General features: G+C 39.5%; 5 protein-coding genes. 2 read left to right on the forward strand and 3 right to left on the reverse strand.

Annotated features, from left to right (window positions below; translation table 11 throughout):
* Positions 1-19: 19 nt before the first annotated feature.
* Positions 20-532: a pyroglutamyl-peptidase I family protein gene (locus tag AC5JL8_RS29710; RefSeq protein ID WP_495883275.1), complete on the forward strand. Its 513-nt coding sequence runs from the start codon at positions 20-22 to the stop codon at positions 530-532.
* 41 nt (positions 533-573) lie between these two features.
* Positions 574-1,941 carry a DUF3370 domain-containing protein gene (locus AC5JL8_RS29715; protein WP_495883276.1) on the forward strand — a complete coding sequence of 456 codons (1,368 nt, stop codon included), beginning with the start codon at positions 574-576 and terminating at the stop codon, positions 1,939-1,941.
* Between the two features lie 226 nt (positions 1,942-2,167).
* Here AC5JL8_RS29715 and AC5JL8_RS29720 read toward each other — a convergent pair whose 3' ends face one another.
* The 3 genes from AC5JL8_RS29720 to AC5JL8_RS29730 form a co-directional block, all read right to left on the reverse strand.
* On the reverse strand, positions 2,168-2,761 hold the full coding sequence (locus AC5JL8_RS29720; RefSeq protein ID WP_495883277.1) for an SH3 domain-containing protein: 594 nt from the start codon (positions 2,759-2,761) through the stop codon (positions 2,168-2,170).
* Between the two features lie 458 nt (positions 2,762-3,219).
* On the reverse strand, positions 3,220-4,548 hold the full coding sequence (locus AC5JL8_RS29725) for a hypothetical protein (RefSeq protein ID WP_495883278.1): 1,329 nt from the start codon (positions 4,546-4,548) through the stop codon (positions 3,220-3,222).
* Positions 4,549-4,849: 301 nt separating this feature from the next.
* The gene (locus tag AC5JL8_RS29730; RefSeq protein ID WP_495883279.1) at positions 4,850-6,073 is read right to left on the reverse strand and encodes a sensor histidine kinase; all 1,224 of its coding nucleotides are present in this window, start codon (positions 6,071-6,073) and stop codon (positions 4,850-4,852) included.
* Between the last annotated feature and the right edge of the window lie 363 nt (positions 6,074-6,436).

The raw sequence follows: 6,436 nt of genomic DNA on the forward strand, positions 1-6,436 counted from the left end.
ATTTTAAATAATATTCCTTATGAAGAAAAGAATTCTATTAACTTCTTTTGACACTTGGTTAAGCGATCAACAGTCAAATTCTTCTGATGATTTATTACTAGAAGTAGCCAAACTTAATTTGCTTGCTCATAATTTAACTTTTTTACGCCAGTTACCTGTAGATGTGCAGCTTGCTAGTGAATGTGTAATCAAAAAAATCAATGAATTCCAACCCGATTGCATCATCTGTTGTGGCATGGCGGCTAAACGTATGCAATTAAGTGTGGAGGTATGTGCTGGCTGTGCAGAAAGTGTTTTGCATACAGAGGTGGATCTAGAACAATTAATTTCGGGAGCAACGGCAATTGAGATTAGCCACGACTGCGGTAAATTTGTCTGCGAAGGTCTTTATTATTCAGTATTGGATTACCTGCGTCAGCGCCAACTCACAACTCGTTGCATCTTTGTTCATGTTCCAGTTTTGAATCAAGAAAATTTGGTAGGGATTATGGCAGATTTCGTATTAATTATTAACAAATTGGCACTTTCGTAAATTTATTGCCGTCTGTATGGTGGAGAAAATATTTTAAGTATATGTTGCCATTGTTACTGAATTTTTTGCTTGCACAAACGACTCCTCCTACACCACCGTCTGAGGAGGTGGTACAACCACAAGATGTGCGTCCTTTACCAGGACGACTTGATGCAGTGCCAGTATTTAATAGCAATAGTCCAGAATTAGTTTTGCAGGAAGGAATTTTACTTTCCACCTTTCCCGCAGATGGCAGAAAAGTACCAACGGCACATTTGAATTTTCCTTTTCGAGGTAGATTTGATGTTTTTGCCCACCACGTCGCCAGAGCTGAACCACCAGAGGATTTGCGATCGCTATATTTGGGAATAATTTTGCATAATCCTACTTCTTCTCCTGTAACGGTAAACATCTTGCAGGCAGCAAGTTATTTGAGCCAACCAGATGCACCTTTCGTTCAGTTACCATCCTTTACTCAAAATATTTCAGGTACAGTTTTTGCTGGCCCAGGCGATCGCGTAACTAATGATGTCCTAAGAGGACGACGACAAGAGATTTTTCCTGCTCAAATTGTCATTCCACCAGGGCAAAGTCAAATGTTACTAAATTTACCAATTCCTGTTAAGGGATTGACACCACCTCTGAATGGCCGCTCTACGTTGATGCGATTACGAAGTAATGGCACAGTCTATGCAGCTAGCCTAGCTATGTTTGCACGGACAAATCCCGATGGCAGCGAGCGCGCACCGACTGTAGAAGAGTGGCAAAATTTACTAAATAACGGTGATTTGGCTACCCCACGGGATAAAACCCCCACTCCCCTTGAGGGAACTGGTAAACCTCAAATTTATGGACGTGTTGCTGGAGTAGCCAGTGGTTCCCAATGGAGAGCCTTGCTAGTAGATAGCCCCAAAGGAAAGTATTTAACTATTCCTGAGCCTGGGCAAGTGTTTTCTTACGGTTTAAGTACTCTGCATGGCGGTAGCCTGGGAACTGGTCAAATTCAGAGTGCCTCCATGCTGGTGCGCTATCCTGACACCGCTTATCGCGCACACGGAAACTATGGTATTCAATACAATCTTAAATTACCGCTATACAACAATAGCCAAAAGTCTCAAACTGTTAGTGTATCGATACAAACACCACTTAAAGAAGATCAATTAGTAAAACCAGGGCTACGCTTTTTTAATACTCCAGCCCGTCAGGTGTTCTTCCGGGGGACGGTGCGGGTACGTTACAAAGATGATCAAGGAAAGGCGCAAACTCAATTTACACATTTAGTGCAAAAGAGAGGCCAACCTGGAGAACCTTTGGTTTCACTAAATATGCCAGCAGGCGATCGCAGATTAGTAGAAGTAGACTTTCTCTATCCGCCAGATGCTACCCCGCCACAAGTATTAACAGTTACAACTCAAGCGCAAAGTCGGTAAGTTAGTAAACAGTAACCAACTGGTCGCGGCGATAGCGTAGCGTTAGCGAGCCATCGAGCGTCGGAGTCCCCTGGTACTGGGTACTGGGGACTATGAAAACATTCCAAAATTTGTCTGTGCGTAAAACCAGAATTCGATAATTTTTCTGCGCTCTTTCCCAATCCCCAATCCCTAATCTCCAGTCCCTTTTACCTTATAAAGATTACTGTTTGCTGATTGGCAATTATTAGGTTGGTCGATACTCGCTACCGTCAGCGCGAAAACCTTTCTGTTGCAAGATGATTTTATTGTTATAAATAATTGTTAGTTCCGTTTCAGCACCCGGAATAAACCTGACTTGATAAGTATATCCATCTTTAATGGCGACATATGTTGTCCAGATATTTTTAGGATCATTGTTAAGTAATTTTGCAGCAGGGGCACGCTCTGTAACTTCACTTTTATTGTCGTAGACATTTATATATACCTGCCCCTGATTGTAAATTCTTACTGTCTTAGAGTCGGTAACGAAATACAACAACGTTTGTGTTTCTGAGGGATTTTTATCCGGCGACGACGGTTTTGCAACTACAGTGATCACATCTTCGCGCACCCAACCGACATCACTTTGCTGCTTGCCAAATTGGACTTTGTACCAATTATGCTTGTCACCTGAAGGTTTATTTTTGTCTAGAATCTTGACGCGATCGCCTGATTTACCTTTGTGTACAACGTTACCTTCTTTAATTAAAGGCGCTGAACGAATATTAACCACGTTAGTGTTGGTAGAATTGCTCTTCAAAATGCCTTCGCTGGGGAGGATTTGGTTTAAATTTGTCATATTTTTATTCGTCAAATTGGTAGATATTGACAACGTATGCTTCAAATGATGTTACCCAAATTCCAAATAGGGAAAAAATATACTTAAATTTCTTAATAATGTACGCATACTGGAGTCGGTGGATTAACCAAGAAGGCTATGAGCAAATGATTTAGAAATTATTACTTTCTAAGAGGATGCCTTGCAGAATCACCTAAATTATCTCTAGAGAGTCACAAATTGACTAATACTGGTCATTCCGAATTTTCAATACTGCTAGTATGAGATATAGCAACTCTAAATCGTGAAAATTTATTTTCTCATCCTTAGAGTTATCGTTTACCTCGTATGGTTTATTGACTAAAACTATTTTCCACAAAGTCAAATAGGATTGCTATATGGAATTGGCTCATGGTTAATGGTAGAGCGTTAACAATCACATTAACCAAAGAGCAAGTTTTTGCTTATTTTTACTATATTTATTTAAAGCCCTTAGCTGGCTTTTTTTGTCCCTTACTTTGAGGTTTAGGTTTATTAACTTCTGCTATAGCCGCTTGAAATAAATTGTGTAGATGTATAGGGACACTGGCAATTTCTGGTAACTCTGGTTCTAGCGGTTTATGAAATTCTTGCAAAAGAGCATCCAAATCACTTGTAAGTCGAAAATCTGGACGTTGCAGGACTGTTTGCAACACACTTTCTAATGTATTCGGATATTCTTGAGCTAACCGATACCAAATAAAGGCATTAATAGTTTTGTCTTCGAGGTAATAGCGAATTAATTTTTCAGCACCTTCAATACTTTGCCAATCCGCTGATGATAATATTGTTTTTATTTTACTGTAAGTTGGTAAAAACATTTGCCCCCAGCGGGGATGAGAAAGCGTCGTTACCTGTTCTGCTTTCTTAAGTTCGGCAGGTAAATCAACCTTTGGCATCACCATTTTACTACTGCTGTTGTTGCTGGTTAAAATTTGAGAAACAACATTTGAGTCAGCACCAACTTCTTTGACAGCTGCTTTGATTTCTTCTTCTCCGATACCAGCTTCTTGTGCCACTTCAGCCAGAGATTTAGATGGATCAATCCCTGAAGCTTTAAGATACTTCTCAGTAATTATTTCTTGTAATTCAGCAATTTTTTTATTAAGTTGATATCCTGGCATGGTAATTTCATCAGTGCCAAAAAAGTCAACAAACTGCTGATGGTATTGTACTACCGAGTTCCAAGCTTCCTCTAGTAAATCTGGTGCATCACTATAAAGATGATTTTTATAGTTTTCTTTAAAATTACCTATTGCTACAGCAAGTTTAGGTTTACCCAATTTACCCATAATTGTGTAATTACTAAAGAATGTCCAATAGCTATCGGTAACAGGAGCAATCCGAGTTAGTAAAATTTCTCCTTCTTTTAACCGGGATATATCTTGTAGTGTTTGGGTATTATTTTGCTTAACAATGTAGTGTTTGTCTGTCAGCCAGTTCATCAACTCAAAACCATCGGGTAAAATTTTAGTGATGGCAAATAAGCCAATGAAACTACGATGCCATCTCCTAAGTAAGTTGCGATCGCTCTGTGATAAATCTGGATTGTCTTCTATAAACAACTCTAGTGGTGACTGCTCACCAACTTTTCCCTCTATGATAAAGCTGTCAATAGCTAAGTCTTGCTGTGTACTGTTACCACTACCACGGCGTAGCTGTCCTGCTGCATAGGTTTCCAGCGATTGCGCCAAATCCCCTTCTGCATCAAGAACAAAATCAACTAAAGCTTGTTTTAATGCGTGCGATCGCTCTAACATTGCATCCACAAGTAAATCTCTCACTTTAATAGTTGTGAGTAGATTAGAGGTTTTAAGAGAACTTTAACATCTAGCTATTGCTAGATGTGTCTGGATGAGTGTCGAGAATTTTTGCCTGAATATAATATATATGGAATTTTTAGCCTCACTTTATCCTGACGACGAGCGACGAGTGAGTAAATTTTCGTAATCGTCTCATGTTTTGAATCTTAGCGTTAACCCATCTCCCGAAGCCAAGTCAATTGTATTTTGGGTGATTGTGAGTAAAATCATGTTAGTAATTTACTGCTCACTGAACGATCATAACAATTTAAATTTCTGCATTTTCTAATTTGTCTTCATGAGCGATCGCTTCTAATGGCAAAATCACGGTAAATGTAGATCCTTTCTCAGGCTGTGAAATTACATTGATTTCACCATCCATTAACTGAATCAATCGTGACACAATCGCTAAACCCAATCCTGTACCATCAGAGTTTTGCACTTGTGGATCAGTTACTGCACGAAAATAGGGCTTGAATATTTGTGTTTGAGCATCTGAAGAAATGCCAATACCACTATCAGTAACAGAAATAGCCCACTGCTGTTCAGATACGCTCCAGCATTCTAAACGTACCATACCGGATTCTGTATATCGAATTGCATTGGTGAGTAGATTGGTGAGAATTTGCTGAAGCCGTAGTGGATCTGCTAACGCCTGTTCTGGGGCGCGATCGCAATTAACAACCAAAGATAATTCTTTAGCGCGTGCTAGTGGTTCAATTATCTCTATAACTGAGTTGATTAACTCACGTACATCAATTAGAGTTGGTTGTAATCTCATCTTACCGGCATCGTAACGTGAAATTTCCAAAGTGTCGTTAATTAACCGGAGAATCAGCCTACCGTTCTTTAAGACTCGCTCAATACTTTCAAGATTTGAATACGAGTCCTTGAGTTCCGATTGTTGTTGACGATGCTGACGCAAAAATAAGTCTGCGTAACCAATAATTGAAGTTAGCGGTGTTTTCAGTTCATGAGCCAACTGAGACATGTTATCTTTACTAGCACTGACTAAACGAGTTAACTCTTGGTTAGTCAACCGCAACTGGCTTTGGAGTTGTTTAAGCTCTTGTAGTCGTCCATAAGTATAACTGTTGAAACAACGGGCGATCGCTTCATCAATTACTGTATCAATCAAGCGTACCGCTCGCAGCAAATCCACAGAAGATGCCTTTAATAAATCTTCTTCCAGGAAAGAAAAAATAACAAACCGGAGTAAACGATACTCTCGCGCAATCTCTGTTGGCTCAAATCCTTGTTCTGCACGAAGCAATCCGTGTTCTAAACTTGCATCTACTACCGTTTGCAAATCGCTTTTTGCAGATTCAGAAAGTACCGTTGCTAATGCTTTCAAAACACGGGGTAAACTATCCCTTACAGCTTTGAAAGTCAGCTCTTTAGTAGCTTCAATTTGTTGATCCTGGTAAACTGCTTCTACCCATTGATCAATAATGGCATCACTTTTTTCAATCAAAGTCTGGCTAAAATCCATCTTTTGCTCAACCAAAAACACTAAGCACAAAGCTTATTCAGCTAGAGGTAGCTTAGTGTCTTTGATATAACCTTCGCACCTTACAGAAGATGGAGGTTCTAGCAATTCTCTAAAATTCGGCAACAGATTTAAACCTATAAACCTAGATTCTGTCTGAATTTCGTAATTACGAATTACAAATTGGTATTAGCGAAATATAGCTCAATAGTTCATGCGTCACCCAAAGCATTATTCAAGCTTTTAGATGGTATCAGAAAAACAAAAAGCCCCTTTCATAAACGAGAGGAGGCTTTTGTTGTATAAATAATAAACCTGGCATCGAGCTATTTTTGCGTAGGGCTACCCCTAAACTATCGTGGCCGC

The sequence above is a fragment of the Mojavia sp. genome (genome assembly GCF_059505145.1).

Bases quoted from the DNA above. Each gene is read 5' to 3' on its own strand.
- AC5JL8_RS29710 (WP_495883275.1), top strand. From the start codon at position 20: ATGAAGAAAAGAATTCTATTAACTTCTTTTGACACTTGGTTAAGCGAT.
- AC5JL8_RS29715 (WP_495883276.1), top strand. From the start codon at position 574: ATGTTGCCATTGTTACTGAATTTTTTGCTTGCACAAACGACTCCTCCT.
- AC5JL8_RS29720 (WP_495883277.1), bottom strand. From the start codon at position 2,761: ATGACAAATTTAAACCAAATCCTCCCCAGCGAAGGCATTTTGAAGAGC.
- AC5JL8_RS29730 (WP_495883279.1), bottom strand. From the start codon at position 6,073: ATGGATTTTAGCCAGACTTTGATTGAAAAAAGTGATGCCATTATTGAT.